The following is a 25451-nucleotide window of genomic DNA, read 5'->3' as shown; positions in this document are numbered from 1 at the left end:
TGCGGGGACCACACGAAGTGTGCAGCCTCCGACCGCGACAGGTCGAGAGGCCAAGCCACTTAGGGCACCTAAGTGTATAGCTTGCTCCGTCTGGGGCTCCGCTGGGTGGGTGACGCGCGGCTGCGCGGCACGGCCAGCAGAGTGACGCGAAGCGACGCCGCCACCGCGCCCTGACGGGCGCGGCTACGCTCGCCGACATGGCGAGCCTCAGCACCGACACCCAGACCTACCGCGACAAGCTGCGCGCCGCGATCGACGCGCGCATGACCCTCGTCGACGGCCTCGCGACCGCCGCCGCGAGCCGCAACGCCGCCCTCGTCGCGCTCGACGAGGCGGAGGCGTCCTACGCGCGCGAGTACCGCGCCGCGCTCAGCGCCGGGTGGACCGAGCGCGAGCTGCGCGACGCCGGCCTCGCCGCGCCGACGGCCGCGCGCGGCACCGGAACCCGCCGCGCCGGACGTTCGCGCGGTGCGAGCGCCACGCCGCTCGCACCGGCCGCCGTCCCGCAGGGCGGCACCGGTGAGGTGGGCGAGCCGCTCGCCTCCTGAGCCCCTCGCCCACCTGTGGACGGCCCGAGCTCCACCGCTTCGCGGCTCCGCCCGCCCACAGGTGGACGACGGGACCCAAAGTGCGCCCGCGCACAACCGCGACCGTCACCACACGCTGAACGGTCACGCTCCGCAAGTCGCGGATGTGCACGGGCTTCCGGTCGCCGCGCACGGCGACCAGTTCGGACCAGTCGGGGGACCGGAAGCCGAACAGCGAAAGGCAGCAGGAGGAACAGCATGCCCATCAGCGACGAGGAGCGCGCGCAGCGCGCCGCCGACGCCGCCCGCATCCGCCACTCCAGCGAGATGGAGCGCGGCGGCACGGACCCCGCGGTCCGCGCCCTGCAGGACCGCTACGTCGCCGGCGAGATCACCGCCGACGAGCTCGCCGCGCTCACCCGCGACCTGGTCGTGCGGCAGGCCCACGAGTGACTCACCCGTGGCAGACCGGCGACGAGCGCGAGCGGTGGCACGGCTACCTCATGCCCGACGGCCGGACGCTGCGCAACCTCGTCGGTGCACGCACGCCGGCCGAGCTGCGCTACATCGAAGACGCCCTCGTCGAAGCCCGCGCACTCGGGATGCGCGAGCACGCGCTGCCGGCCACCTACGACCTCGACGGCCTGCGCTCGATCCACCGCCACTTGTTCCAGGACATCTACGCCTGGGCCGGTGACGTCCGCACCGTCGAGATCCGCAAGGGCGATGCGTTCTTCGCACGCGTGGACCGCATCGCGCCCGCGATGCGCGACGTGGCCGACTTCCTCGCCGCCACCGACCACCTGCGCGACGTCGCGCCGGCCGACGTGCCCGCCACGCTCGCCGACGTCTACGCCGTCGTCAACCAGGCGCACCCGTTCCGGGAGGGCAACGGCCGCACCCAGCGCGAGTACCTGACGTCGCTCGCCCGCGAGTCCGGACACCACATCGACTGGCTCGCCGTCAGCGGCGACCAGAACGACTACGTCAGCCACGCCGCCCGCACCGGCGACCGCGCCCCGATGCGCGAGCTGTTCGAACGGGTCGTGTCACGCGCCGGCGTGCGGGACTTCGACCCGCACGCCGCCGAGGCGCTACGCCTGGCGAACCTCAGTCGCTCGTCGGCCGCCGGGCGCGTGAGCGCGCCCGATCGCCGGCGCACCCGCGCGAACGGTCTGGCGCTCGACCTCGAGCGCTAGGAGCGGGCCCGGCGAGGTGTCACCACCCGGCGGATGCCTCGAACCCGCCGAGGACGCCGAAGTTGCCGCAGGTCCGGCAGAGCCAGGCTTCCGAGGCAGGACCCACGAACCCGGCGACCTCGTCCACCCGGGCGCGCTGGTCATCGCTGACGGCCTCGCGCAGCCCGTTGAGGTCGGTCCATGCGAGATCGGACCCCCCGCACTCATCGCACTTGCGCCGAGCGAGTCGCGAGAACGCACCTGGTGTCGCAACCGCGGCCGCCACGTCGTTGTCGTCGAGCCATCGAACCGAGGTCGCCCCCGACGTGCCGGCCGTCGACGGCGTGCGTCCGGCCTGCTTCGCTTCCTTGCGTCGCCGCGCGTTCCGTCCCATGCTCACGCACGCTAGCAATCCCGCGACGCCCCGAGCGGGTCATTCAGCCGCGACTACGGGCCCAGCGGGTGCGACCCATCAGCGCTCAACGGCAGGGTCGCTGCGCCGGCCCGGACGTGCGCGACTGACGTCCGCGATCGCTGCAGCGCGGGCGGCACTGGCATCGACCAGGGCGCCGCGCCGAGCGCCGCGTTCGAGCACCACCTCGAGGTACGGCGCCTGCGTCGGGTCGACGACGCGGTACACCTCGAGCCGGCTCACCGCGGGGCACTGCTCTGCGAGGGTGCGGGCTACGCCCTCGCACACCGACGTGCCGGCCAGTTCGGGCGGGAACAGCGCGCGGGTGTACTCACTGGGGACCCACCGGCCGCCGAGTCCGGTGGCGCGCTCGTCGGCCAGGAACTCGCGGGTGACGTTGCGCCACCGCTGCTCGACGCGGGCCGCGGAGATCTCGTAGGTCGTTTCGACGTCGACGACGCGCACGCGGTAGCCGGCGGCCTCGAGGTCGGCGCCGAGCGAGAGCGCCGCGCGCTCGCTCGACAGGACGGTGTCGACCACGATGTTCAGCCCGTCGGCGATCGCCTCCGCGCGCAGCTGGCGCGCGAGAAGCGAGGACTCCTCGTGCACGAGGGACGCCAGCTCGAGTGGCGCGAACCGTTCGCCGTCGGCCTCGAGCTCACGGACGCGGTCCGGGACGAGGAAGTTCCGGTACGACCCATCCTCGAGCGCGGTTCGCAGCAGCGCGTGCTTGAACTCATCGGCGTCGACGACTAGCCACTCCCCCGCCCGGTCACCCAGGATCGCCCGCTGCACGGTGGACTTGCCCGCCCCTGGCGGGCCGGCCAGGACGATGGCCTGCTTGTCGGCCAGCACGTCGGCGAAGCGTTCGCGGTGCGCGTCGACGAGGCGGTCGTGCAGCTCGCCGCGAGCACCGCGCGGCTGGTTCGGCGTCCGGAACCAGGCCGGGTTGTTCACCGTGGCGTTCGGCCCGTCAGCGGCCAGAGGACCGCCGGGGCGTGACAGCTCGCGGACCAGGTCGCGGTGCCGGCTGACGGCGAGGTCGTCGGGCCGGCTCAACGCTCCAGCTCGTCCTGACGGGCCAGCACCGCGTCATAGGTCGCGGTGTCGAGCAGCCCGTCACGGCGCGCACGCACGACGTCCTCGAACGTGCCCGGCTCGTACGTCAGCCAGTCGATGCCGTCGCCGGCGTCGCGCGGCGTGTAGGGCCACCGGGCGAGTTCGTCGACGAGCACCTCGCGCGAGATCTCCCCCGCGGCGTACCGCTCGGCGATCTCGTACGGACTCCCCCCGTGGAACCCCTCGGGGACTGGCGGCGTCGAGGACGCCGCGCTCATCGACTTGCTGATGGCCGGCTGCGTGACACGCAGCTCGCGGGCGATCTCCGTCTGCGAGACGCCGAGCACGCGCGCCTCGTTCAGGCTGCGCAGGTAGTCCAACTGCGCCAGGTGCGCGCGCAGTCGCGACCGCCGTGCGCGGTCGACCACCTCACGGTGCGGAACCATCGTGCTCACGCCGACCACCTCCTTCTATAACCAAGGTTATACCCGCTGTGGCCGTCGGTCACAGCGGTTCGCCCCCTGCCCTCAGAGGGCGAGGACGGCCGCCGCACATCTACCTCCTGCGACTGCCAGGCCGGCTGCCCCCGGCACGGTCCGTCGCGATCGCCGACGGACGGCGGTCAGAACAGGAGGAACGATGAGCACCCACGGCAACACCGTCCCGGACTGCCCCGAGCATGCGGCGACGATGGTCTACGACGTCGACTGCTGGCGCTGCCCCGTGTGCAATCGCGCCGTCGCGCGGCGATGACTATGCCGGGCCGCCGCGTGTCCTGCGCCAAGCACGCGGCACACGCGGCGGCCAGCGAGCGGTGCCGGGTCAGCGCAGGCGCCCGTGGGCGGTGCGCGGGTCGCGGCGCCCGCGGGGGTGCGGGCGCACCCGCTGCGCCGGCGCAGCCGGCGCCGGCGGCGTGGAGGCATCGCGGTGGGGGGTCCCGGGCCGGTGCCCGACGGAGCTCCGCGCGCGCTTGGATGTGGTGTTCATGCGTCCTCCTGCTGCTGGTTCGCGGGGTTGTGGTCGGTGACGTTCCGCCAGGGGGCGGTCGCGGTTCGGCGGCCGCCGGCCATGTCGACGGTGACCGTGGCGCGGTTGGCGCGCACGGCGCGGTACCAGTGCCCGGAGATCTGCACCTGGTCGCCGGGGCGCACGTTGTGCGGCCCGTAGTCGACGGCGAGGCCGTCGGCGATCTGGGCGGCACGGGTGGCCGTCCAGTGCTCGAGCTCCTGCTCGAGGAGGGCGATCTGCTCCTGCAGGAGGCTGCGCGTGCGGGCGTCGACCGTGCCGGGCTCGCCCGCCTCGAGGCGGGCCAGGGCTCGCAGCTTCTGCCGCAGCTCGGCGTCGAGACGGTCGATGCGGGCAGCGACCGGACGCGGGGCGTACCGCGCGGCGACGGACTGCGTCGCGGCCTGCGCCTGCCGTTCGAGCTCGCGGGCGCGGTCGTCCGCCGCGATCCTCTTCCCGGTCGCCCGGTGGGCCCGGTCCATCGACCGCCGGTGCCGGTTCTCGGAGTGGTGCCCGATCTTGATGGGCTCGCCGGCGGGCGGGAGCGCGCGCACCGCGGCCTCCTCGGCGCCGGCGGCCGCGTCCGCTCGTGCCTTGGCCGTGACCGCGCGTCGCTTGAGCGCGGCTGCGCGTGCCCGGCGCCGGGCGAGCAGGTCGACCTCGATGTCCGCGAAGTCCCGGGGCTGCTCGTCGACGTGCACCTCGACGTCGTGGCCGGCGCGCTGCAGCTGAGACCTGGTCGCCTCGATCAGGTCGTGGCGGGCATGCTGGTCCCGGGATCGGGGCACGTACCAGGTGCCCCGATCCCGCGACCAGCGCCAGCCGCACGCGGTGAGGATCCCCGCGGCGCCGTCGCCGGCAGCGGTTCCCTCCAGGACGGTGCCCTCGGCGCGGGTGTGGGTGATCGTCAGCGCGCTCATGCCGGCTGCCCCTGGCGGGCGTGGTCGACGATGGCCTGCTCCCAGCACTGCCCGCAGCCCGCGCCCCCGACGACCTTGCGGGTGTCGCGGTGCGTGCACGCCTGGCGCACCTCGCCGGCGAGCGGGTGGGCCCTGGTGAACCACGCCGGCCTGGCGGGCGTGCGGGCAGCCACGGCCCCGGATCCGGTGGTGGCGGTCTGGCGCGCGAGCTCGCTCGCGGCGCTCACGCTGAGGGTGCCGGCGGTGACCATCTTCTGGACTTCGGGCGGGGCCTCAAGCAGTCGCAGGCGTTCGCGCACCGTCGTCATCGAGCGGCCGGTGCGCCGCGCGACGTCGGCGAACGCCATGCCCTCGGACCGCAGGTCGGCCATGAGGCGGGCTTCCTCGAGCGGGCTGAGCCGCTCCCCCAGCCCGGCGGCGAGGATCAGCAACAGCCGATCGGCGCGTGTCGCTGTCTTGGCGGCCACGCAGGGCACGGCCTGCAAGCCGGCGCGCTCGGCGGCGGCGTAGCGGCGCCCTCCGTCGAGGATGAGCAGCCCGCCGCGCTGACGAGGGGTGACGATCAGCGGGTTCAGCACGCCGTACAGGCGGATGGAGGCGGTGAGCTCCTCGATCCCCCGCAGCCGGGAATCGGGGTTGTCGGGGTTCGGGTACAGGGCGTTCATCGGCACCAGGCGCGCGGTCATCGGGTCACCTCGAGCGCGCCGTTGCGGTGCAGGTCGCGGTGCCGCGCGGCGGCCTGCTGGACGTCGGTCTTGACGGTGTTGGAGTAGGTGCCGGTGCAGTGCTCGCACCACATCGCGTAGCGGTGTTCGTCGCCCGGGGTGGGCTCCACGCGCACGATGGGGCGGTCCACGATCCGCTCGAGGCGCGCCTTGGTCTCGTCGTCCAGTGCCTCCCAGAGCGCCAGGCGCGCGGCGTGCCACTCGGGCGCGTCGTGCCCGGACGGGCGCCGGCAACGCCGGCGGGTGGAGCCGCAGGTGGGGCAAGCCGGCCACGGGCCGGGCGCTGTGCTGGTGGTCATGGTCGTTCCCTTCATCGAGGTGCCGCGGCGAGGTTCGCCGCGCGCAGGCTGGTGAGCTGCTCGAGCAGCTCGTGGGTGGTGGCGGTGCTGTGCGGGTCGAGGAATCCCAGGTCGGGGACCACGCCCAGGACAGTGGCGGCGTGGCGCAGCAGCCCGGGGTCGGGCAGGCAGTCGCGCTCGGCTCGGTAGCTCGCGGCCGCGCTGCGGTACGGGTCGACGGGCTCGGGCTCGTTGCGCGCTCCCGATCGCTGGTCCCGGAGCCAGTTCTGGTGCGCCGTGTGTGCGGCGTCGACGTCGAGCGCGCGGTCCTGGATCCACGCCCAGACCGACGCGAGGCGCTGCGCGCCGTTCTCGGGGGCGCCCGGGCGGTTGAGGTCGTGGTCCCAGATCAGCGCTGCCAGGGCTGGCCGCAGGGCGCGTCCTCCGAACGGCCACCACGGCGCCGCGGTGCGCAGGGTCGCGGCGTCCTCGGCCGACCACAGGGCACGGTGGGCGAGCTCGTCGACGAGGTCGGCCTCGGAGACGGCCGGCTCGGTGCTCATGCCCTGCTCGCAGCCTGGCGCTGGAGGTGGGCGGTGATCTGGTCGGGCCGGTACCCCGACCAGTGGTCCCCGGTCTCGGTGACGACGACCGGCGCCTGCCGGTGACCCAGTGCCATCACGTAGGCCCGGGCGTCGTCGTCGGTCGTGAGGTCCACCACGGCGTAGGACACCCCGGCCTTGTCCAGTGCGCGGGTGGTCGCCCGGCACTGCACGCACCCCGGCTTGGAGTACACGGTCAGCGTCGCCGGCGGGGTGTGGGGGTTGGGGGTGGTGGTCATGTCGTCCTCCTGGTGTCTGCGGCGGGCACTGGTGCGGTGTTCGCTGTGCTCGGTAGGCCCGGCCATCGCTTCGTTAGCCGGAGGCCCATGTCGCAGAGCTGTGGGGGTCAAGGGCCTGACAGACCAGGGCTTGGACCTTGGTGCGGAGCACCGTCCCCGACCCCGTACGGCAGGTGATCGGCCCTTGACGCCCACGGCGGCGCGACAACGATCAGCCGGCTCGGATCGATGGACAGGCCCCGGTGAGACGCCACGTCGACCCGGCCGCGGACGGCCCCCGCGTGCGTCGCCGGGGTCCGGGGCCGGAGGCCCTGGGGTGGGGTGCGCCGCCCGCGGCGGCCGCGACCCCACCCCGGCCCGGGAGGTTCGGGTGGGAGCCCGTGCACGCCCGCGCCGGCTGCGCGGCGACCCGCCAACCTCGAGGTGAGGGGCGCGGGGGGTGTGCGGGCGGTCTGCTGGGTCCCGTCGTCCAGCCTGTGTGCGCCGCGAGCCGCGCAGCGGGGCCAGCTCGCGGCGTGCCCAGGTGGGCGAGGGGCCCTCACCGCTGCTGGCCACGGGCTGGGCGTTGCCGGGGTCCGGGGCCGGAGGCCCCGGTGCGGGCGGCCGGCGCTCGATGCGCCCGGTCGCCCGCGCGGCCGTCCGCCGGGGTCACGCCGCCCGCTCCGGCTTGGGAGCTCGCGCCCGCGCACCGCCCCGCCGGGCGGTGCGCGGGCGCCGTGGTCAGTCCTCGCCGGGCAGCATGATGGTGAGGACGGGCTCGCCGTGGTCGCCGGGGCCGACGTGCAGCACCAGGTCGGTGTACTGCGGCCGGCTGGCGCGGGGCCGGTTCGGCACCCGCAGCACCCGGAACGGCACGCGGTCGGTGCGGGCCCGATGGGCGTAGACGCGGGCCATGGTGAGCACGTCCCACAGGCGCCCGGCCTCGTCCTGGAGGGCGCCGTGCTCGGTGCTCCACTCGACGGCGTCGGCCCAGGCGGCGGCGGTGAGCGCGGCCGGGTGGCGGAACCCGGCCTCGGTCGCGTCGGTGGTGACGTCGTGCAGGACACCGTCCGCGATCGCCTGGGCGCGCGTGTAGACGTGGATCGGGGGCCCGAACAGGTCGGTCGGGGCGCCCGCCTGGTGCGGGGCGCTCACAGCGCGCGCCCGTCGATGACCTCGGTGCCGGGGTGGGCGGCGAGGAAGGCGGGGCCGCGCTGGTCCCAGTGGTCGGCGTTCATCACGAAGGAGCGGCCGGCGGGGACGGTGATGAGGACGGCGCTGGACACGTCGAGCACGGTGTCGGTGAACGGGCAGATGATCTGCCGGGCGACGGCGGCCAGCAGCAGCATCCGGTTGCCCGCACGGACGATCTCGGGGCTGGGGCCGGTGAGGTCGTGGTGGTCGACCTGGGCGATGACGGAGACGTCGCCGCGGTCGTCGACGGTCGCGATGGTGTACCCGTCGCTGGTGGTGTTCTGCATGGTGGGGCTCCTGTCTGTTCGGTGGCCCTGGGCGGGCCGGTGAGCGCCCCTCTTTTGGGGCCTCACCGGCAGGCGCGAGGTATCGGGCCCGGCGAGGGGCCCCGCGCGGGGCCGGGAGCTGTGACGTCGCGCATGACCGAGCGCAGCGAGGGCGTGGGCTAGGTCATGGCGGACGGCATCGGGTGGGGTGCCGGGTCTGATACCGGCCCGGTGACCCGCCACGGCCGGCCGGCCACGTCGACGAGCTGCGCGCGGTCGGGTCTCGCGCGCCGCAGGCGCGACCGCCCAGCGGGCCGGGGTCCGGGGCCCGGGGCCCCGGGGTGGGTGCCGGCGCTCGACGCGCCCGGCACCCACCGCGAGCGGGCCGGCCCACCCGGTGCCCGCCGGCCGTCGCGCCGGGCACCGGGTGGGGTGTCAGGCGGCCGCGGGTTCGGCGGGGTCGGTGGTGATCGCGGCGGCGATCTGGTGGGCGGCGCGCAGCATGTTGGCGGCGGTGGAGCGGATGAGGTCGACGTCGGCGTCGGACCATCCGGCGACGTAGCCGATGGTGTAGGCGCTGGTGTCGAGGCCGAGGATCCCGGCGACGACGTACGCGACGGACTCGGCCTCGGTCTCGTAGGTACCGCGGTGCTGGTGGTACTCCCCCGGCTGCAGGTCGGTGTGCAGGATCACGTGAGCGGCCTCGTGCAGGGCGGTCTTGGCGGCCTGGGCGGGCTCGACGTCGGTGGCGATGACGACCCGGCGGGCCAGGAAGTCGGTGCCGCGCCGGCCGCCGGTCAGGTACTCGCGCTCGACGGCCCAGCCGTCGGCGGCCAGGTAGTCGCTGACGGCCGCGAGGATGCCGAGCGGGTCGTCGCCGGTCAGGGTCCGGGTGAGCGCGCCGGAGGGCTGCTCGGGGTCGGTCGGGTCGGTCTGCGAGACGTCGAACACGGACAGGATCGGGTAGTAGACGCGGCGCCGCTGCCCGGTGGCGTCGGTCTCGACCTGCTCGCCGTCCTGGGCGTCGTCGTCCTCGGTGATCTTCTTGGTCGCGTACCCGAAGATCCGGATGGCCTTCTCCCCCTTGCGGACCTGGCGTCCGCGCGCCTGCCACTGCCGGAACCCGGCGACCTGGGTCGCGTCGGGGTACTGCGACCAGATCAGCATGAGGTTGTTCAGTGAGTAGGAGTGGAACCCGCGCGCGAGGTCGAGGAACGCCTGCCACTGGTCGCTGTCGCGCAGCGCGTCGACCTTCTCGGCGATGGACGCCTGGAGCTCGCGGGCGCGCTCGCGCTTCTGCTCGGCGGTCAGGGTGCTGGTGATCTTGCGGGTCATGGCGGGTCCTCTCGCGTCGGGTGGGTCGGCCGGTGAGCGCCCGTGTCTTTCGGGCCTCACCGGCAGGCGCGAGGTATCGGGCCCCGGCCAGGGGCCCCGCGCGAGGCCGGAGGGTGTGACGTCGCGCATGACCGAGCGCAGCGAGGACGTGGGCGACGTCATGCCCGCAGGCATCGGGTGGGGTGCCGGGGTCTGATACCGGCCCGGTGAGCCGCGACGGCCTGGCCGGGCACGTCGACGAGCTGCGCGCGGTCGGGTGTCGCGCGCCGCAGGCGCGACCGCCCAGCGGGCCGGGGTCCGGGGCCCCGGGGTGGGTGCCGGCGCTCGACGCGCCCGGCACCCACCACAGCCGAGGCGACCCGCCCGGGTGTGCCGAGGCCCGGGCGGGGTCGTGGCTAGGAGAGCGGGCGCAAGGTCATCGCGTCGCGGTCGTTGCCGTCGATGGGCTTGTCCTGCGGCTCGGGGAACCAGTAGGCGTCGATGTCGTGGCCGGTGAGTTCGGCGTCGGTGAGGCGGCGCAGGACGTGAACGGCGGCGTCGTGGTGGGTGGTGGCGAACACGTCGAACACGACCACGACGGTCTGCTCGCCGTCGTGGTCGCTGGCGATGCCGAACGGGACGGACCGCTCGACGCGGCGAGCGTCGGCCAGGGCGTGCAGCACGGCGCGCGGGTCGTGGACGGTGCGCTCGAAGTGCGGCTCGGCGTACTCCTGGTCGTCGTAGGCGCGCACGTTGAACGTCGGTCCGCAGCACTTGTCGATGCCCATGGTGACGGCGCAGTGGGTGTTGCCGGACGGCCAGGTCCACGCGACCTCGACCTCGCCGTCGGCGCCGGTTCGGGTGCGCTCACCGGTCAGACCGATCCCGGTGGCCACGCGGGTGATGAGGGTGAGCCACGCCGCGGCCTCGCTGTGGGCGCGCCGGGTCTGGGCCCAGGTGACCGCGTCGTCGAGGGTGGGGAACTCGTGCACGTGCTGGTCCTCGACGTCCTGGCTGCCCTCCCACTGGGCGCTGGTGCACTGCGCGGCCAGCGTCGTGGGGCCGTCCTGGGTGAAGGTCAGGACGGTGTCGTCGGGCAGGTGGACGGTGGCGACCATGGTCATCCCGCCGGTCTGCTCGATCGTGGCGGGGATCTCGCGGACGGCCAGGGCCAGCGCGATGGCGGCGATGCCCTGCTGGGTCGCGGCGCGTGCGCAGTCGTCGGCGTAGGTGGTGGTCATGGTCGGTGCCTCTCGCTGGGTGGTGGTCGGCCCGGGTGGGTCGGCCGGTGAGCGCTGGGCTTGCCCGGCCTCACCGGTAGGCGCGAGGTATCGGGCCCGGCTAGGGGCCCCGGGCGGGGCCGGGAGCTGTGACGTAGCGCATGACCGAGCGCAGCGAGGGCGTGGGCTACGTCATGGCGGACGGCATCGGGTGGGGTGCCGGGTCTGATACCGGCCCGGTGAGCCGCCACGCCCGGCCGGCCACGTCGACGAGCTGCGCGCGGTCGGGTCTCGCGCGCCGCAGGCGCGACCGCCCAGCGGGCCGGGGTCCGGGGCCCGGGGCCCCGGGGTGGGTGCCGGCGCTCGACGCGCCCGGCACCCACCGCAGCCGGCCGGCCCGTTCGGCCTCCGCGTGTGGGTGCTGCCGGGTACGTTCAGGGTCGGGTCGCTTCAAGCGGTCGCGACCCTCCCCCTGGGTCCGGCCCTGGCTGCTTGCTTCAGCCAGGGCCGGACCGTGGCGGCTAGTCCTGGTCCTCGTACTCGCCCAGGTCGAGGTCGTCGGTCGCCCCGTCGGCCAGGTCGTCGGTGTCGGAAACGTCCTGCGGCTCGTCGTCGGTCAGGGTCGCGTCGTTGCCCGCGTCGGGCTCGTCGACGTCGGGCTCGGCGGCGGGTGCCGGTTCGTCGGTGGTGGGCTGGCGTCCGGTGATCGCTTCGCGCTCGATCGCGGCGAGGGTGTAGCCCCAGGACTCGATGGTCGTCAGGTACCGGGCGACGTGCGACACCGGGTGGCGCCAGGTGTGGTCGTCGGTGGCGTCCTCGATCGCGGCCAGGGCCACGGTCAGGGCGATGACCTGCTGCCGCCCGGGGGCGGCGGCGTCGAGCGCGTCGCTGATCGCCTGCCGCCCGCCGTAGGCCTGGGCGTTCAGGCCGAGCAGGTCGCGGGCCATCCGGTGGCCCTCGCGGGAGGCGCGGATCAGGTCGTCGGCGCGGTGGGTGACGACGTAGCCGAGCATCGCGGCGGCGCCCTTGGGGGCGCTCTTGCGGGCGGCGAACGTGGCCAACCACTCGCGCCGGACGGTGGTGGCGGAACGCCAGGCCTTGTTGCCGTCGATGATCCGGCGGCGCTCGGCCTTCTGCTCGTCGGTCATGCCACCGCCCGAGGCGGTGATGGTGTGCTGCTCGTAGGACGGGATCTTGTGGCCGTAGGCCTGGTAGTCGGTGCACACGTAGTGGGTGACGGGCTCGTCGGACCAGTAGGGGGTGCCGATGTAGGCGGCGTGCCCGGGGCAGGCCTCGTGGTCCTCGGGGTTGATCCGCGTGCGGCCGTCGTCCTGGCGCAGGTGGGACAGGTGCCGCATCTGCGTGTCGTCGCTGGTCGGACCGGCGTCGAGGATCGTGATGCCGTCGCCGGTCAGGTCCTCGATCATCCGGGCGCGGGCGGCGGCGTGGGCGCGGGCGGTGGCGAGGTCGTCGCGCTCGGCCTGGGCCTCGTGGGCGAGGTCGTCGGGGTCGTTCAGGGCGATCCCGGTCAGCCGCTCCACGATCTCGGGGTGGTCCTCGAAGGCGGCGATGGTCGCGGCCTGGTCGATCGTCAGCCCGGCGGCGACGGCCTGGCGGGCGGGCTCGCTCTTGGCGACGCGCAGGGCGTTGGTGACCTCGCGCCGGGTGCGCCCGAGGCGTCCAGCGATCTGCCCGGCGCTCATGCCGAAGTCGAGGGCCATCTGCGCGTACCCGGCGACGCGCTCGGCCTCGGTGAAGTCCTTGCGCTGGTCGTTCTCGATGATCTGCTGCACCAGGCGCTCGGCGCCGGGACCGGCGTCGATGATCCGGGCAGGGACGGTCGGGGCGTCGGCAGCGACGGCGCCGAGCGTGCGGCGCTTGCCCGCCCGCACGTGCAGGGTGCCGTCGGCCTGCCGGACGACCAAGATCGGCATGAGGACGCCGTACTGGCGGATCGAGCCGATGAAGCCGGGGTTCAGGTCGACCGACTCGTCCCCGCGCACGTTGGCCTCGATGACCAGGTCGCGCGGGTTGAGGTGGGCGAACTCGGCGGCGGGTGCGCCTTCGGTGGCCAGGGCCTCGGCGATGGTGTCGACGGGGCGGGTGGTGGTGCTGGTGGTCATGGTGACCCTCTCGCTCGGTGGGTGGTCGGCCCGGGTGGGTCGGCCGGTGAGCGCCCGTGTCTTTCGGGCCTCACCGGCAGGCGCGAGGTATCAGGCCGGAGCGACGGGGCCCCCGCGCGAGGCCGGAGGGCTGTGACGTCGCGCATGACCGAGCGCAGCGAGGGCGTGGGCTACGTCATGGCCCGCAGGCATCGGGTGGGGAGCGCAGGTCTGATACCGGCCCAGGTGGGACGCGATGGCTGCGTGGTGGGAGGCCAGCTCGGGCGCCCGATCAAACAGACGCGCCGCAGGCGCGGGCCGGCACCAGTGGGCGCCCCCAGGGCGCGCGCGCGAATGCTGTGCGCCCCGCTCCCCCACCAGCTCGTGGTGAGGCGAGCAGCTAGGAGCGCGGAGCGCGAGTCGCTGCGAGGGATACGAGGGGCGGCAGGCGCGACGTCGCGTAGATCATCTTCGAGCTGGACGCGATGTGGTGCCGGCCTTTGCATCCGCTGCTAGGTCTGGTGTCTGTCTAGTCGCCTACGCGCGACCAGCACCGCCGGCAGCCGGCGACGGTGTCCTCGACGGTCTGCGTGGGCGCTCCCCACAGCGGCGTTGCGCCGGGGCCGGTGTCGATCGACCCGATGACTTCGGCAGGTCCGGTCGCGACGACGCGACCCTGCAGCATCAGGACGGGGCGGTGTCCGCGGACTCGGCAGATGGTCCGGCCGATCACGCGTCGCATCCGGAACTTGAGCGTCGGGGTTCCCGCGGCCGCCTGGGTCATGTGCCGATTCTGCCTTCCGGGTCTGACATCGGACGCCGGGCCTCTCGCTCGAGGAACCGCGTTGCCTCCTCGAGCCGGGCCTGCCACCGTTCCCGCGTGGTTACTTCCCGAGGGCCTTGCGCACAGTGAGGCGGGAGATGCCTGCCCGAGCGGCGAGGTCGACCTCGGAGCCGTCGCGGATGTACCCGCCACCGCGCCCGTCGCGCACCTGCACGGGCCGGCCGGCCGACACGATGAGCGCTCCGGTGAGGGCGGCCAGGGCGTCCTCGTAGGCCGCGCGGGCGGTGTGCATCTGTTTGGCGACGTCCTCCAGGGTGGCGTCGCCGAGGACGACCAGCATTGCCCCGTTGAGCGCCTCCCGCCGGGTGTCCGCGAGGTCGGGCTCGGGCCAGCGGCGGGCGATGGCAGCTTGGGCCTCGTCGATGCGGAGGCGCTGCTCGATGTCGGTGTCGTCGTAGGCGGGCCCGAGGAGGGCGCGCAGCTCGTGTTCCTGCATGGTGGTCTCCGGGAGGTCAGGCGGCGAAGGCCGCGTCGATGAGGTCGAGCAGGCCGGTGTCCATCACGGGCGTGACGGCGATGATCTTGGTGGGGATGACGAGCCGGGCGCCGAGGTCGTGGTCTTCGTCCTCGACGTCCGCGAGGTCGGCGTCGACCTCGACGAGCACGAACGTCTCTGGGTCCCAGGGCATCCCGCTGATCGCGAGGTAGGTCGCGAGGTCCTCGACGGACCGGCACGCCGACACGCCGCTGCGTTCGGTGCCCGTGCAGTAGGACAGCGAGGTCTGGTACTCCGCGTCGAGGAGCTGGGCAACCGGGCGGCAGGCTTCCTGGATGCGGTAGTAGCTCGCGGTCACAGCACGATTGTATAGGGGTAGACACGCGCCTGTCTACCCCTATACAGGTCCTCCCGGGGGCCATGTGCGGCCCGCCTGCACGTTTGCGCCGAATCGAACACCTGTTCGATTCTTGGTCCATGGTGGCCCAGGTACCGATGCGCGACATGGCGCGCCAGGTGCCGGCCGGCGCCATCGCCGGCGGCCGGATCACTCGCCCCGACCTGCCTGCGAAGGTCACAGAGTTCCGCTACGCGATCCGGGCCGCTACGGACCTCACCGCGACCCCGGCGCCGATGTAGCGGAAACGTTCGAATGCGAAACGGTGGAGGATGTCGATAACGCGCCTTGAGGTCAGTCGCGGGCGGTGACCTGGCAGCGGGTGTGCCCCATGGGGGGGTGGGGACCGCGCCCGGGCCGCAGTCCTCAAGTGCCTTCGTCGGCGTCAGGGGTCGCGGTGGGTATCGGGGCGCTGGCGAGCAGGGTTGTGAGTGCGTCGAGCCGGGCGGCGATCTGCAGTCCGGTCTCGTAGGTCGCCATGGTCGCGTGATACTGGGCAACCGCGAGGGCGATGCGAATCTCGGTCGGGTCTGTTCCCTGGCCTGCGTCGTTGAAGGCCCGGACTGCTTCGTCGTGGTTGTTGGTGTTGCCCCTCACTGATCGTGGCACGGCTTCGTCCTTCCGGTAGGGGGGTCGGGTTGTCGTGCTTGCGCGGCGACGTCGCGTGCCCATGCCTCGATCTGAGCCCAGTTGCGGAAGTCGCCTTCAGGCATGAGTCCTCGCAGGGCGGGCAGTCTGCGCACTGCCTTCTCGCTCGCGCTCAGGGTGGCGGCATCGAGTGCGCCGAAGAAGACTCGGTGATCCCGTGGGTGGATCGCCTGGGAGAACTCGGTGACATCCGTGGGCACCGAGCTCGTGCGCAGGTCGCGCCCGGCGGCGTCTGTTGTGTCTGTGCCCAGGGGGCCGCTGCTGAACAGCCACACGGGGCGCGTAGTTAGGTGGTCGATGTTGCGGTCGACGAAGTCCGAGGCGTCCCTGAGCCAGCAGTTGCCGTGAATGGCGCTCCCGATGACGAACGTGTCGTAGTCGCTCACGTCGAGCCGCTCGTGGGCCGCTCGCAGGTCCACGCGGTGCCCTGCACCGGTGAGTGTGGTGGCGATGCGGTCGGCGATTGCTTGGGTCGCCCCGTGCCTGCTCGCGTAGACGACGAGGATCGGTCCGTCGATCGTGTTCATCGCCCGCTACCCGCGCCGTCGGCGCCATTCGGGTGCGATGGCGGCTTCGAGGATGTCGTCGCTGGTCAGGACCCCGATGAGGTGGTCATCGTGGTCCAGGACCGGCAGGACCAGGAGGTTGTAGTCGGCCATGGCCAGCGTGATCTCGGTGAGGTCGGCGTCGGGGTGCACGTGCACGGGGTCGGGTTCGGCCAACACGTCGAGCGTGGCACGCGGGTCGCCCTGGACCAGGGCGACCAGGCCCACTGCCCCGACGACGTGCTGGTTCTCGTCGTGGCAGAAGACGACGACGATGGCCTCGTGCTGCATCTGCGTGGCCGCCCGGACGGCACCGAGCGCTTCCGCGACGGTGGTCGTGGCGGGCAGCAGCAGGTAGTCCACGCTCATCAGACCCCCGGCGGTGGTCTCCTGGTAGCCGAGCAGGACGGTGATCTTCTGCCGCTGGATGTCCGGGAGCAGTCCCAGGACGCTCAGGCGCCGCTCTTGGGGCAGGTCGAGCAGCGCGTCGGCGGCGTCATCGGCGCGCATCCGTCCCAGGATGTCGGCGATCTGCGGGTCTGTGCGGGCTTCGAGGAGGTCGGAGGCCTGGTCCTCGTCCAGCTCTTCGAAGACGTCGGCCTCAAGCTCGGGGTGGGCATGGACGCGGGTGAGCAGCTCGTGCTGCTCACTGTCGGAGGCGTCTTCGATGATGTCCGCGAGCTCGGCAGGCTTCAACCGGTGCAGCCCACCCATCGGTGTGCGTGCGGGCAATGAGCCGTCGTGGCCGATCAGGGCCTCGAACCCCGACCAGTCGCGCCAGGTGTGACCCCCTCGCCGGCGCAGTAGTCCCCGCGGGTGGATGTCGACCGCGTTGACGGCCCATCCGTCGCCGGTGCGGGAGAGCCGGACGTCGTGCGCGGTCACCAGGCCGGGTTCTTCGACGTCGACCAGTCGGTGGCCCAGGACGTCGCGGCGCAGCAGGACCTCGCCGGTGCGGCGCTCGAAGGGCCGCAGGTCCAGGCGGGCCGAGGCGAGCTCGAGGCGTTGGTCGTCCCAGGCGAGGATCTCGTTGGCGGGGACGAAAAGGTCGCGACCTCCGACGTGGGCGACCAAGCCGGTCACTGCGGGGTAGTCGCCCTCGCGCAGGCGCACGATGATGTCGCTGAGCCGGCCCAGGCCGTGACCGGCACCGTCGACGGCCGTCCGGCGCAGCAGTGCGGACAGCAGCAAGACTCCGGGGAGCTGGCCCGTGGGGGCGGGCTGGGGTTCGGTCACTCTGGTCATCGTGCTCTTTCTGGTCGGTACGCGGTAGCGCAGGTGGTCAAGAGCCCATGGCGAGCTGGACGACCTTGACGACGACGAGTGCGGAAGCCACCAGGAGGTAGCCGCGCAAGACCGCCAGTCCGGTCCGGCTACCGGCGCTCATGACGGGCTTGCTCAGCAGTGCGATCGGAGGCATCCGCCAGGTGGCGCGGTCGAGCTCCGGCTCGGCGGGGCGCGCGGGATCGACCGGAACAGTTGGCGCCTTGTTCCGGTGGCGAAGTGCGGTCCAGGCCAGGTACGCCCCGGCGACAACGGTGAGGACCGTTCCGACGACGAAGATCGCGATGATCTGGACCGAGGTGATGCCGGGGAACAGCACGCTGGCGGTCAGGACCGTGGACAGCATGACCAGCACGGCGATGATGACGCCGCTGAAGATGTTCATGCCGCGCCCGTTGGTCCACGGTCCGAGCACGCCGCGGTCGTTGCACAGCAGCAGCAGGAACACCGTGGCCGAGGGAAGCAGCACGCCCGCGAGCGTCTGCACGCCCTCGGTCAGCAGGCCCAGCGGGCTGCCCGGAATGATCACGATCACCGCGGACACGAGCAGCAGACCGGCGAAGATCGCGTAGAACGCTTTGGCCTCTGACGGGCGCCGGTGCAACGAGTGGCGCAGGCCCAGCACGTCGCCGAGCGCGTAGGACGTCGACAGGCCCACGGCGGCTGCACCGATGATCGACGCGTCGATGAGGGCGATCGCGAACAGGATCCCGGCCCAGTGGCCGGCGTGGGCCGCGAGCCCCTGGGCGACGCCGAGCGCGTCGGTGTAGTTGCCTTGCCCGCGCGTGCCGGCGAACGCCGTCGCGGTGAACGCCATCATCGCGCCGGCGCCGACGACCACGAAGAGGATCCCGATCCACAGGTCGACCCGCTCGTAGCGGATGAACCGGGGGGTGATGCGCTTGTCGATGAGGTACGACTGCTGGAAGAACAGCTGCCACGGCGCGACGGTCGTCCCGACGATGGCGATGATCAGCAGCATCACGGTGGACAGCTCTGACCCCCCGGGCAGGCCCGGGACGACGAAGTCGTGCACGAGTTGCCCGGCCGGCGGGTGGACCGCCAGGAAGATCGGGATCAGCGTCATGGAGCCAGCGACGAGGAACAGGCTGACGCGCTCAAAGCGTCGGAACGACCCGGTGGAGACCGACGCGATCACGATGACGGCGGCGGCGAAGACGCCCGGGATCTTCGGCAGGCCCAGGTAGGTCAGACCGAGGCTGATGCCGATGAACTCGGTCACGATCGTCAGCGCGTTCAGGACGAACAGGTCGATCACGCTGAACGCGCCCCAGAACTTCCCGTACCGCTCCAGGATCAGCCGTGCATGTCCCACGCCTGTGACCGCGCCCAGGCGCAGGACCATCTCCTGGTTGACGTAGATCACCGGAACCAGGAGCAGCAGCGTCCACAGCATGCGTGTGCCGTAGTTCTGACCAGCCTGGGTGTAGGTGCCGAACGCACCGGCGTCGTTGTCGCCGACCATCACGATCAGGCCGGGACCGATGACCGCCAGCAGTGTCTTCAGGCGCATCGAGGTCCGGGTGCGGGGCGCGACATCGCCTTGGCGGATCGTGCCGAACGCACCCTGGATGTCGCCCTCGTGGGCGCTGTCGAGAACCGCGCTGCGGCCAGTCGTCTCAGCGGTCATCACATGCTCCAAGCGCAGCAGCGCGCACCCCGAGGGCGGCGCAGAAGGAAGAGGGGACGAGCACGCATGCTGGCGCGCGACCTGGTGCGGACATCCTCAACGCCGAGGAGCCACGTGCGAGGCCGACCTGATGGTGACGGAAGCGGGTTACAGCTCTCCGAGACGCGGGCCGACCGGCGATGAAGGGAGATCGCTGGGCGGGCAACTATGTCCGGGATTCATACCCCTCACCTCCTCTTCGGGTCCGGCGCGGCCATGGCGCGCAGAGACGTCCGGTCGACACGAGAAGTAGAGCGCGCCGTACATGGACTGTCAAGTGGTTGCGCAACTATAGTCTTGCCTTACTCGACGATCCGGAGACAGTCATGACCCAGCCGACAAGCCGCGACGCGCCGGCTCGTGACGTCCTCGAGGACGCCGCCGAAGTCTTCGCTCTCCTGAGCGCCCCCGGCCGCCTGCACCTGCTGTGGATCCTGTCCAACGACGAGGTCGACGTCACCACGCTCGTCGCCGCAGTCGGCGGGACCAAGGCCGGCATCAGCCAGCACCTGGCCAAGCTGCGCCTGGCCGGATGGATCGACGCACGCCGCGATGGCCGACGCCTGCTCTACCGAGTCACCGACCCCCACATCGTCACCCTCGTCCACCAAGCCGTCGAACACATCCTCGACCTGCGCGACTGACCCCCCGACACGGGCGGGGCAAGTTACGCAAGTGCTGCGCGCTGAGCGCGCCACCATCCCCTTGCGATGGCCGAGGCGCACGCACGCGAAGGCCCTGGATCGATTTGTGGTGATCCGTGCAATCGCTCATGAGGCGTGCCACAACTTCCTTTGCGCGTAGACACATAGCCGGGCGGGTTCACAGACTGTTCAGATGACGTGGATTCGCAGTCGTGTGCAGCTACTGCTTTTCGTCTCCTCCACCGTGCTGTTGCTCGGGGGCGGCGCGGCGTGGCTGCTGGGTGCCATGCCGTTCTCGGAGTCGCTGTGGGTTGCCGGGACGGTACTCGGGCTGGCGTTCTCGATCGCGTGGACGGCGGGCGCGATCCGGCGCCGTCAGCCGAGCGTCGACGTCATCGCGCTGCTCGCACTGGCTGGTGCCCTGTGGGTAGACGAGCCGTTCGCAGGCGCGATGATCACGGTGATGCTCGCCTCGGGCCAACTGCTTGAGGCGAGGGCGGCGGCACGGGCGCGGCGCGAGCTGAGCCTGCTGGTAGAGCGGGCCCCGCGCACGGCCCGGCGCCGGCTGGAGGGCAGTGTCGTCGAGGTCCCTGTGGACGAGGTCTGCAGGGGGGACCGGATCCTGGTGGGCACGGGGGAGGTCGTTCCGGTCGACGGGCGCCTCGTGTCGGGTGGGATCCTGGACGAAGCCGCGCTGACGGGGGAGTCCCTGCCGGTCGAGCGACCGGCAGGGGATGAAGTGCGCAGCGGGGTGGTCAACGCCGGGCCGCCGATCGACCTCGTCGCGACCTCGGTGGCTGCGGAGTCCACCTATGCGGGTGTGGTGCGCCTCGTGGAGCAAGCGCAGGCGTCGTCGGCGCCGTTCGTGCGCGCGGCTGACCGGATCGCGGTTGTCTTCGTCCCGCTCACCCTGGTGCTAGCTGGCGTGGCGTGGGTACTCAGCGGGGACGCGGTGCGCGCGGTCGCCGTTCTGGTGGTCGCGACGCCGTGCCCGCTGCTGCTTGCGGCACCGATCGCGATCATGTCCGGGCTGTCCCGCGCTGCGCGCATCGGTGTTGTCGTCAAGGGTGGCGGCGCGCTGGAGCGGCTGGCTGCCGGGCGCGTCATGCTCTTCGACAAGACGGGCACCCTGACCCAGGGGCAGCCGACCCTGGCCGACGTCGTCACAGCCAGCGACCGGGTGGACGCCGACGAGGTCCTGCGCCTGGCGGCCTCGCTCGACCAGGTATCCCCGCACGTCCTCGCCTCCTCGATCGTCACCGCAGCGACCCGCCGCGGCCTGACGCTGGAGATGCCCGAGAACGTGCAGGAAGAGCACGGGTACGGGCTGCGCGGGCGGGTCGGCACCCACGAGGTGCAAGTGGGCAAGGCCGAGTGGATCGTCGGCGACACGCAGCCCGCATGGGTGCGTCAGGTGCGCCGGCGCGCGGACCTGGACGGCTCACTCACCGTGTTCGTCGCGATCGACGGCGAACCGGCGGGGGCGTTCCTTCTCCAGGACCCGATCCGGTCCGACGCGCCGCGAATGATCCGCACGTTGCGCGAGGCCGGCATCAGCCGGGTCGTCCTGGTCACCGGAGATAGGGCCGACATCGCCGACACCGTCGGGCGGATCGTCGGGGTCGATACCGTGCTGGCCGACTGCGACCCGGCCGACAAACTCGCCGCGATCGAGTCCGAGGCCGCGCACGCCGCGACAATCATGGTCGGTGACGGCGTGAACGATGCCCCGGCGCTGGCCGCCGCGGGGGTCGGCGTGGCCCTGGCCGCGCGGGGAGCGACCGCGTCATCGGAGGCCGCCGACGTCGTCCTGACAGTCGACCGGCTCGATGCCCTCGCCGATGCGATCCTCATCGCCCGCCGGTCCAAGCGCATCGCCCTGCAGGCGGTCCTGGTGGGTATGGGCCTGTCGCTGGTCGCGATGGTCGCAGCAGCGGTCGGGTTGCTCCCGCCGGCGGCCGGTGCGGTCACCCAGGAAGTCATCGATATCCTCGCGATCGGCATCGCCCTGCGGGCCGTCCTTCCCGGCAAGGTCCACACGATCGCGATGCCGTCAGCCGACATCGCCATCGCGCACGAACTGAAGGTCGAGCACGACGCGGTGCTCGCCGTCGTCGAGCAGATCCGGGCCGTGGCCGACACCCTCTCCACGCAGAACTGCGATCTCGCTCCGGCACACACCCTGCTCGACCGTCTCGAGGGAGAACTCCTCCCGCACGAGCGGGCCGACGAGTCGCTGCTCGTGCCGCTGGTCGACCGGGCCCTCGGCAGTTCCGACACGACCGCCGCGATCAGCCGCACCCACGCGGAAATCGAGCACCAGGTCAGCCGCCTGCGCCGACTGCTTACCAACTTGGACAACGACACCGTCCAACCCGAAGACGTCGTCGAGCTCCGACGACTGCTCTACGGGCTGTACGCAGTCCTACGCCTGCACAACGCCCAGGAAGAAGAGGGTGCGTTCAGCCTCGTGCCCACCGGAGCACGCAGCACTGGCAACTGAGCCGCAGCAGTGGGCCGACACGACCCGTGGGTCGCTGCTTCCGCCGCCTGAAACGCCCGCCGAATCCACCCGAGAGCGAGAAACCCGATGTCCAACCTCATCCAGAAGCTGACCGCATTCGTCCGCAGCCCCCAGGGCCGCACCGTGATCGACCAAGCCCGACGGCAGGCGGCCAAGCCGGAGAACCGTCGCCATCTGGCACGGCTGCGCGCCCAGATGACCCGGAGACCCTGAACTCACCCATCCCCATACCCAGACCGTACTGACCGACAACGACGGAGGACCCCATGTGGGAAGCGCTCAAGAACGCAATCATCGGTGTGAAGGAGGCGGTGGGGCTTGAGATCCCTGGGCTGCCAGCCGACCTGGGCTCCCTCGGCGAGTCGGCCACGACCGTAGTGCAGGACTTCACGAACTCCGCAACCGGCCTCGTTGACGAGGCGACCAGCGTTGTCGATGGAGCGACCGCCGCCACTGACGCGATCACCGGGCTACCCGTGGGTGACATCCTGCCGGAGTAGTTGCAGCCTGATCAGCGACCAGGAGGGTCGACAGGGTATGAGTCGACGCTGACCCACACCGCATCGGCCGCGCCGATGGCGACCTCGACGCGATCCCCCACGCGCTCACCCGTCACGCTTGAATGGGAGATCAACACGGAACCAACTGCCAGGTTCCTCTCATCCAGGTGAATACGGGTCCCGAGGTTGATCTCCCGCGCTTCGAGATACCGCAGAATTTCGGGCTCGTGATCCGAGATGCGAATGACACATCCGTGAGCGCCGGGGTCGATCTCACTCAGACGCGCTGCGGAGCTGGACCCCACAGCGCGCTCGATGCTCCCATCGGAGCGAGGGATCGGGTCTCCGTGCGGGTCGCGGGCAGGGTGGCCGAGCACCTCATCCATGCGGTCCAGAACAAGGTCGGACACCGCATGCTCGAGGGCATGCGCCTCTACATGCACCTCATCCCAACCGAGACCTAGACGCTCGACCAGGTAGGTCTCCAAGACGCGATGGCGACGCACAACCATCACGGCGATCTCGTGACCGGCGGGGGTAAGTCCGATGCGCCCATACGGCTCGTAGTCGATCAATCCGTCCCGGGCGAGCTTCTTCAGATTGGCTGACACCGACGAGGGCGTTACCGCCAAAGTCTCGGCGATCTCGTTCGTAGACACGGAACTGCCAGGCCACTCCTGCGCCTTCCAGATGATCCGGAGGTAGTTCTCCCCCATCTCCGAAGCACGTCGATCTCCCATGTCCCGATCCTACGGGCGCCACTTCGAGCAACCCCGCGCACCTGGGTGTGGCACACAGGGACCCGGAAGGGCTGATCATCGGCGCCGCCTTGCTCGCGGAGCCACCGGGCCATCGCGTGGACCACGGGCGTCTACCTGGACTGGCTAGGGTGATACCAAGGACTGATTGGGCGGTTCACCGTCGGTCCGATTCCCAGCAACGGCTAACCAAGCACCGTCTGTCGCGATGTCCCGCCGAAGACAGCCAGCAGGACACCGCCAGTGAGCGGCGGCCGCCGCATCGACGGCACAGCGAGCCGCCATCGGTCGCCCAGAGAACACCGCCATCTACCGGCAGAAGTCACAACCTGCCACCGGCCGTGCGGGCGTGGATCGTCGACGGCCGCGGGCGGGACGTCGAGGTCGACGGCGAGGCCGTGGCCTGGACCCCGCGGGTCGTACACGTGCACTACCTCGACGAGCACGGCCGCGAGGGCTGGGTGTGGGTCTGGGCCTCAGCTGTCACGAGGCGGCCGTGAGCGATGACCGGCCGCGACTCTCGCTCCCCGAGGTCGTCCCCGGTGGGATGGCCCGCGTGCGGGCGGCCGTGCCTCTGCTGAACGGCCACGACGTCCCGCCTGGCGTGCACCATGACGTCGACCACCCCGTCCCGGTCCGCGTCGTCCTGCGGTGGCCGGCCGGGGACGAGTTCGTCGAGACGGTCGCGGTGGAGTGGACGCGCGAGCTTGTGCGCGTGCGGCTTACGGACCTGCGGGTCATGACGGGCGCCGTGTGGGTCCCGGCCGTGGACGTTCGTCGGATCTGAGGTCCTCAGGCCCTGGGTGGGGTGCTGCTCGGCGGCGGTTGCTCGGGCTCGAGCCGCACCCCGTCGCCCAGGAACACCGACACCGCTAGACCTCGGTCTACCCGCGCCGGCGGCCGCCCAGGAGGAACGCCTGCAGAAGGTAGGTCACCACCGCGGCGCCGGCCATGACCAGCACCAGGTGGGGCACTCGGGCGGCTACGGAGGCGGCGAACGTGAGCACCGCAGGCGCGTCGTCCGACACCTCCGGCGGCGCCAGCTCCAGCCGCGGGAAGCCCACCCAGAACACCACGCACAGAATCAGCCACGAGAAGAACCCTGAGAGCGGTCCCGCTGCCGGCCGAGCATTCTCGGCACCCCCAGAACCCGGCTCCACCTCGCGCGCCGCTTCGTCGCTCGATGCGGCACTGCGGACTGCTCGGGGCCTCACCACTCGCATGTGCCTCTCCTCCGGTCCCGCCGTCTGCTCGCCCACCTCTAGTGGACCTTGCGGCGGTAGATCCTGACGCTCGACGGTGTGCCGGGTAGCCGCACGTCTCGCACCTCTCTTCATCAGGCCCTCGATGGGGTGCCGCTCGGCGGCGGTGGCTCACGCCTGGCGGCCTTCATCGCGTCGTACTGGCGTTCCTTGAGATCGTCGTACTCGGCCGAGAAGCACTCGCAGCACTCAACGCCCTCGGCGTGGTGGTGGCCGGCGCAGCGGTCGTCCGGGCACCCGCAGGTGTCGCCGTGCCAGACGCCGTCAGCCCAGTAGTACAGCGCGAAGTCCCTGACACTGACACCGATCGCCTCGAGCAACGCGACGGCCGTCGCGTTGAGCCGCGTCGGCTGGTCAGCGTTCATCGTGAACCCTCGAGATCCTTGCTCGGTGGGGGGAACTCAGGCCAGGGGTGAAGCGGCCCGGGCCGCAGCCTCGGGCTCGTAGAGGTTACCCGCCACTCCCCTGACTCCCCCGGCTCCATGACATGGTCGACGTGGTCCTGCGTGCCGGCGGCGTGCGATACGGCGGCGAGAACCAGGTCGACGTCCCTGCGCTCGAGGTTGACCAGTAGCCACGCCAGCGGAGGCATGCCCTGCAGGTCGATCGGCTCATCAGCGGGATCGGGGTAGCCGCCGAGCTGCGCGGCCACCAGCGCGATCGCCCGCTCCGCCGGCGAGCCCTGCGCAGCACCCACGTGGGTTTGCACCGCCCGCCAGTCCACCGCGAGCACATCCGCACGGTCGTCGAGGGCATAGACGCACTCCTGCACGAACCACGGTCGTGCGAGCCATGCGCCGTGCCGAACCAGCAGCTCGGTGGCTGCCTCGGCCGGGTAGCTGCCCTCCGCGCCGGCGCGCAGGCCGGCGATGAGTTCGGACACCGTCAGACCTTCGGCG

At 72.0% G+C, this 25451-nt stretch carries 34 protein-coding genes; 10 read left to right on the top strand and 24 right to left on the bottom strand.

Translation table 11 applies throughout. From position 1 onward, the window contains the following. Positions 1-197 precede the first annotated feature (197 nt). From K5O09_RS18800 to K5O09_RS18790, 3 genes are all read left to right on the top strand, one after another. Positions 198-548 (top strand): hypothetical protein, encoded by a 351-nt coding sequence (locus tag K5O09_RS18800; protein WP_168631512.1) that lies wholly within the window; start codon positions 198-200, stop codon positions 546-548. 237 nt (positions 549-785) lie between these two features. Further along, the gene (locus tag K5O09_RS18795) at positions 786-980 is read left to right on the top strand and encodes an antitoxin VbhA family protein (protein WP_168631513.1); all 195 of its coding nucleotides are present in this window, start codon (positions 786-788) and stop codon (positions 978-980) included. Beyond that, the gene (locus K5O09_RS18790) at positions 977-1726 is read left to right on the top strand and encodes a Fic family protein (RefSeq protein ID WP_222172920.1); all 750 of its coding nucleotides are present in this window, start codon (positions 977-979) and stop codon (positions 1724-1726) included. Before K5O09_RS18795 ends, K5O09_RS18790 begins: the two co-directional genes overlap by 4 nt. Positions 1727-1745: 19 nt before the next feature. On the opposite strand, the gene K5O09_RS18785 is transcribed toward K5O09_RS18790, so the two are convergent. From K5O09_RS18785 to K5O09_RS18710, 16 genes are all read right to left on the bottom strand, one after another. Next, the gene (locus tag K5O09_RS18785; RefSeq protein ID WP_222172919.1) at positions 1746-2099 is read right to left on the bottom strand and encodes a hypothetical protein; all 354 of its coding nucleotides are present in this window, start codon (positions 2097-2099) and stop codon (positions 1746-1748) included. A gap of 78 nt (positions 2100-2177) precedes the next feature. Next, positions 2178-3176 (bottom strand): zeta toxin family protein, encoded by a 999-nt coding sequence (locus K5O09_RS18780; RefSeq protein ID WP_222172918.1) that lies wholly within the window; start codon positions 3174-3176, stop codon positions 2178-2180. Next, a complete protein-coding gene (locus tag K5O09_RS18775; RefSeq protein WP_168631532.1) occupies positions 3173-3622 on the bottom strand; it encodes a hypothetical protein in 450 nt (149 codons plus the stop codon). Before K5O09_RS18775 ends, K5O09_RS18780 begins: the two co-directional genes overlap by 4 nt. A gap of 537 nt (positions 3623-4159) precedes the next feature. Next, entirely contained in the window at positions 4160-5101 is a 942-nt protein-coding gene (locus tag K5O09_RS18770) for a DUF3560 domain-containing protein (protein WP_168631517.1), read from the bottom strand. Beyond that, positions 5098-5787: a ParB/RepB/Spo0J family partition protein gene (locus K5O09_RS18765; protein WP_168631518.1), complete on the bottom strand. Its 690-nt coding sequence runs from the start codon at positions 5785-5787 to the stop codon at positions 5098-5100. The genes K5O09_RS18770 and K5O09_RS18765 overlap by 4 nt, the downstream gene beginning before the upstream one ends. After that, positions 5784-6125, bottom strand: coding sequence for a hypothetical protein (locus tag K5O09_RS18760; protein ID WP_168631519.1), 342 nt, complete (start codon positions 6123-6125; stop codon positions 5784-5786). The genes K5O09_RS18765 and K5O09_RS18760 overlap by 4 nt, the downstream gene beginning before the upstream one ends. A gap of 11 nt (positions 6126-6136) precedes the next feature. Beyond that, on the bottom strand, positions 6137-6667 hold the full coding sequence (locus K5O09_RS18755) for a hypothetical protein (RefSeq protein ID WP_168631520.1): 531 nt from the start codon (positions 6665-6667) through the stop codon (positions 6137-6139). Next, positions 6664-6945, bottom strand: a complete 282-nt coding sequence (nrdH, locus tag K5O09_RS18750) for a glutaredoxin-like protein NrdH (RefSeq protein ID WP_168631521.1) — start codon at positions 6943-6945, stop codon at positions 6664-6666. Before nrdH ends, K5O09_RS18755 begins: the two co-directional genes overlap by 4 nt. 720 nt (positions 6946-7665) lie before the next feature. Next, positions 7666-8079, bottom strand: a complete 414-nt coding sequence (locus K5O09_RS18745; protein ID WP_255596435.1) for a DUF6573 family protein — start codon at positions 8077-8079, stop codon at positions 7666-7668. Further along, on the bottom strand, positions 8076-8405 hold the full coding sequence (locus K5O09_RS18740; RefSeq protein WP_222172917.1) for a hypothetical protein: 330 nt from the start codon (positions 8403-8405) through the stop codon (positions 8076-8078). The genes K5O09_RS18745 and K5O09_RS18740 overlap by 4 nt, the downstream gene beginning before the upstream one ends. A gap of 414 nt (positions 8406-8819) precedes the next feature. After that, positions 8820-9719, bottom strand: a complete 900-nt coding sequence (locus K5O09_RS18735) for an ArdC-like ssDNA-binding domain-containing protein (RefSeq protein WP_222172916.1) — start codon at positions 9717-9719, stop codon at positions 8820-8822. 395 nt (positions 9720-10114) lie between these two features. Continuing rightward, complete coding sequence (locus K5O09_RS18730) at positions 10115-10939, bottom strand: hypothetical protein (protein WP_222172915.1); 825 nt, start codon at positions 10937-10939, stop codon at positions 10115-10117. A gap of 500 nt (positions 10940-11439) precedes the next feature. Further along, positions 11440-13041 (bottom strand): ParB/RepB/Spo0J family partition protein, encoded by a 1602-nt coding sequence (locus K5O09_RS18725; RefSeq protein WP_168631436.1) that lies wholly within the window; start codon positions 13039-13041, stop codon positions 11440-11442. Between the two features lie 508 nt (positions 13042-13549). Next, complete coding sequence (locus K5O09_RS18720) at positions 13550-13804, bottom strand: hypothetical protein (RefSeq protein WP_168631437.1); 255 nt, start codon at positions 13802-13804, stop codon at positions 13550-13552. Positions 13805-13904: 100 nt separating this feature from the next. After that, on the bottom strand, positions 13905-14300 hold the full coding sequence (locus tag K5O09_RS18715) for a hypothetical protein (protein ID WP_168631438.1): 396 nt from the start codon (positions 14298-14300) through the stop codon (positions 13905-13907). 16 nt (positions 14301-14316) lie between these two features. Then, complete coding sequence (locus K5O09_RS18710; RefSeq protein WP_168631439.1) at positions 14317-14658, bottom strand: hypothetical protein; 342 nt, start codon at positions 14656-14658, stop codon at positions 14317-14319. A 119-nt stretch (positions 14659-14777) separates the two neighbouring features. Here K5O09_RS18710 and K5O09_RS18705 point away from each other — a divergent pair, with 119 nt between their 5' ends. After that, positions 14778-14939, top strand: coding sequence for a hypothetical protein (locus K5O09_RS18705; protein ID WP_168631440.1), 162 nt, complete (start codon positions 14778-14780; stop codon positions 14937-14939). Between the two features lie 124 nt (positions 14940-15063). Here the strand turns inward: K5O09_RS18705 and K5O09_RS18700 are convergent, their stop codons facing one another. Genes K5O09_RS18700 through K5O09_RS18685 form a run of 4 tightly spaced genes read right to left on the bottom strand, consistent with a single transcriptional unit; the run spans position 15064 to position 18825 of the window. After that, the gene (locus K5O09_RS18700; protein ID WP_168631441.1) at positions 15064-15294 is read right to left on the bottom strand and encodes a hypothetical protein; all 231 of its coding nucleotides are present in this window, start codon (positions 15292-15294) and stop codon (positions 15064-15066) included. Continuing rightward, positions 15291-15872, bottom strand: a complete 582-nt coding sequence (locus tag K5O09_RS18695; protein WP_168631442.1) for a flavodoxin domain-containing protein — start codon at positions 15870-15872, stop codon at positions 15291-15293. The genes K5O09_RS18700 and K5O09_RS18695 overlap by 4 nt, the downstream gene beginning before the upstream one ends. Before the next feature lie 6 nt (positions 15873-15878). Then, complete coding sequence (locus tag K5O09_RS18690; protein WP_255596441.1) at positions 15879-17126, bottom strand: magnesium transporter MgtE N-terminal domain-containing protein; 1248 nt, start codon at positions 17124-17126, stop codon at positions 15879-15881. A 46-nt stretch (positions 17127-17172) separates the two neighbouring features. Beyond that, positions 17173-18825, bottom strand: coding sequence for an NRAMP family divalent metal transporter (locus tag K5O09_RS18685; protein ID WP_168631444.1), 1653 nt, complete (start codon positions 18823-18825; stop codon positions 17173-17175). Positions 18826-19190: 365 nt separating this feature from the next. On the opposite strand from K5O09_RS18685, the gene K5O09_RS18680 reads away from it, so the two are divergent. The 4 genes from K5O09_RS18680 to K5O09_RS18665 all read left to right on the top strand — a co-directional run bounded on the left by K5O09_RS18680 (position 19191) and on the right by K5O09_RS18665 (position 22532). Next, entirely contained in the window at positions 19191-19508 is a 318-nt protein-coding gene (locus tag K5O09_RS18680; RefSeq protein WP_168631445.1) for a helix-turn-helix transcriptional regulator, read from the top strand. 193 nt (positions 19509-19701) lie between these two features. Next, the gene (locus K5O09_RS18675; RefSeq protein ID WP_168631446.1) at positions 19702-22011 is read left to right on the top strand and encodes a heavy metal translocating P-type ATPase; all 2310 of its coding nucleotides are present in this window, start codon (positions 19702-19704) and stop codon (positions 22009-22011) included. Positions 22012-22098: 87 nt separating this feature from the next. Further along, the gene (locus K5O09_RS18670) at positions 22099-22245 is read left to right on the top strand and encodes a hypothetical protein (RefSeq protein WP_168631447.1); all 147 of its coding nucleotides are present in this window, start codon (positions 22099-22101) and stop codon (positions 22243-22245) included. Between the two features lie 53 nt (positions 22246-22298). Then, positions 22299-22532 (top strand): hypothetical protein, encoded by a 234-nt coding sequence (locus K5O09_RS18665; protein ID WP_168631448.1) that lies wholly within the window; start codon positions 22299-22301, stop codon positions 22530-22532. An 11-nt stretch (positions 22533-22543) separates the two neighbouring features. Here the strand turns inward: K5O09_RS18665 and K5O09_RS18660 are convergent, their stop codons facing one another. Then, positions 22544-23272: a metal-dependent transcriptional regulator gene (locus tag K5O09_RS18660; protein WP_168631449.1), complete on the bottom strand. Its 729-nt coding sequence runs from the start codon at positions 23270-23272 to the stop codon at positions 22544-22546. A 359-nt stretch (positions 23273-23631) separates the two neighbouring features. Here K5O09_RS18660 and K5O09_RS18655 point away from each other — a divergent pair, with 359 nt between their 5' ends. Then, on the top strand, positions 23632-23790 hold the full coding sequence (locus K5O09_RS18655) for a hypothetical protein (RefSeq protein ID WP_168631450.1): 159 nt from the start codon (positions 23632-23634) through the stop codon (positions 23788-23790). Beyond that, positions 23787-24077, top strand: coding sequence for a hypothetical protein (locus K5O09_RS18650; RefSeq protein WP_168631451.1), 291 nt, complete (start codon positions 23787-23789; stop codon positions 24075-24077). The genes K5O09_RS18655 and K5O09_RS18650 overlap by 4 nt, the downstream gene beginning before the upstream one ends. 97 nt (positions 24078-24174) lie before the next feature. Here K5O09_RS18650 and K5O09_RS18645 read toward each other — a convergent pair whose 3' ends face one another. The 3 genes from K5O09_RS18645 to K5O09_RS18635 all read right to left on the bottom strand — a co-directional run bounded on the left by K5O09_RS18645 (position 24175) and on the right by K5O09_RS18635 (position 25435). After that, positions 24175-24366: a hypothetical protein gene (locus tag K5O09_RS18645; RefSeq protein ID WP_222172936.1), complete on the bottom strand. Its 192-nt coding sequence runs from the start codon at positions 24364-24366 to the stop codon at positions 24175-24177. Positions 24367-24626: 260 nt separating this feature from the next. Next, entirely contained in the window at positions 24627-24917 is a 291-nt protein-coding gene (locus K5O09_RS18640; protein ID WP_168631453.1) for a hypothetical protein, read from the bottom strand. Further along, positions 24914-25435 carry a hypothetical protein gene (locus K5O09_RS18635; RefSeq protein ID WP_222172935.1) on the bottom strand — a complete coding sequence of 174 codons (522 nt, stop codon included), beginning with the start codon at positions 25433-25435 and terminating at the stop codon, positions 24914-24916. The genes K5O09_RS18640 and K5O09_RS18635 overlap by 4 nt, the downstream gene beginning before the upstream one ends. Positions 25436-25451: the final 16 nt, after the last annotated feature.

Origin of the sequence: Cellulomonas sp. C5510 (genome assembly GCF_019797765.1) — a bacterium.
GTDB lineage: Bacteria > Actinomycetota > Actinomycetes > Actinomycetales > Cellulomonadaceae > Cellulomonas.
The sequence above is the reverse complement of the archived record's forward strand: the minus strand, read 5'-3'. Positions and strand labels throughout refer to the sequence as shown.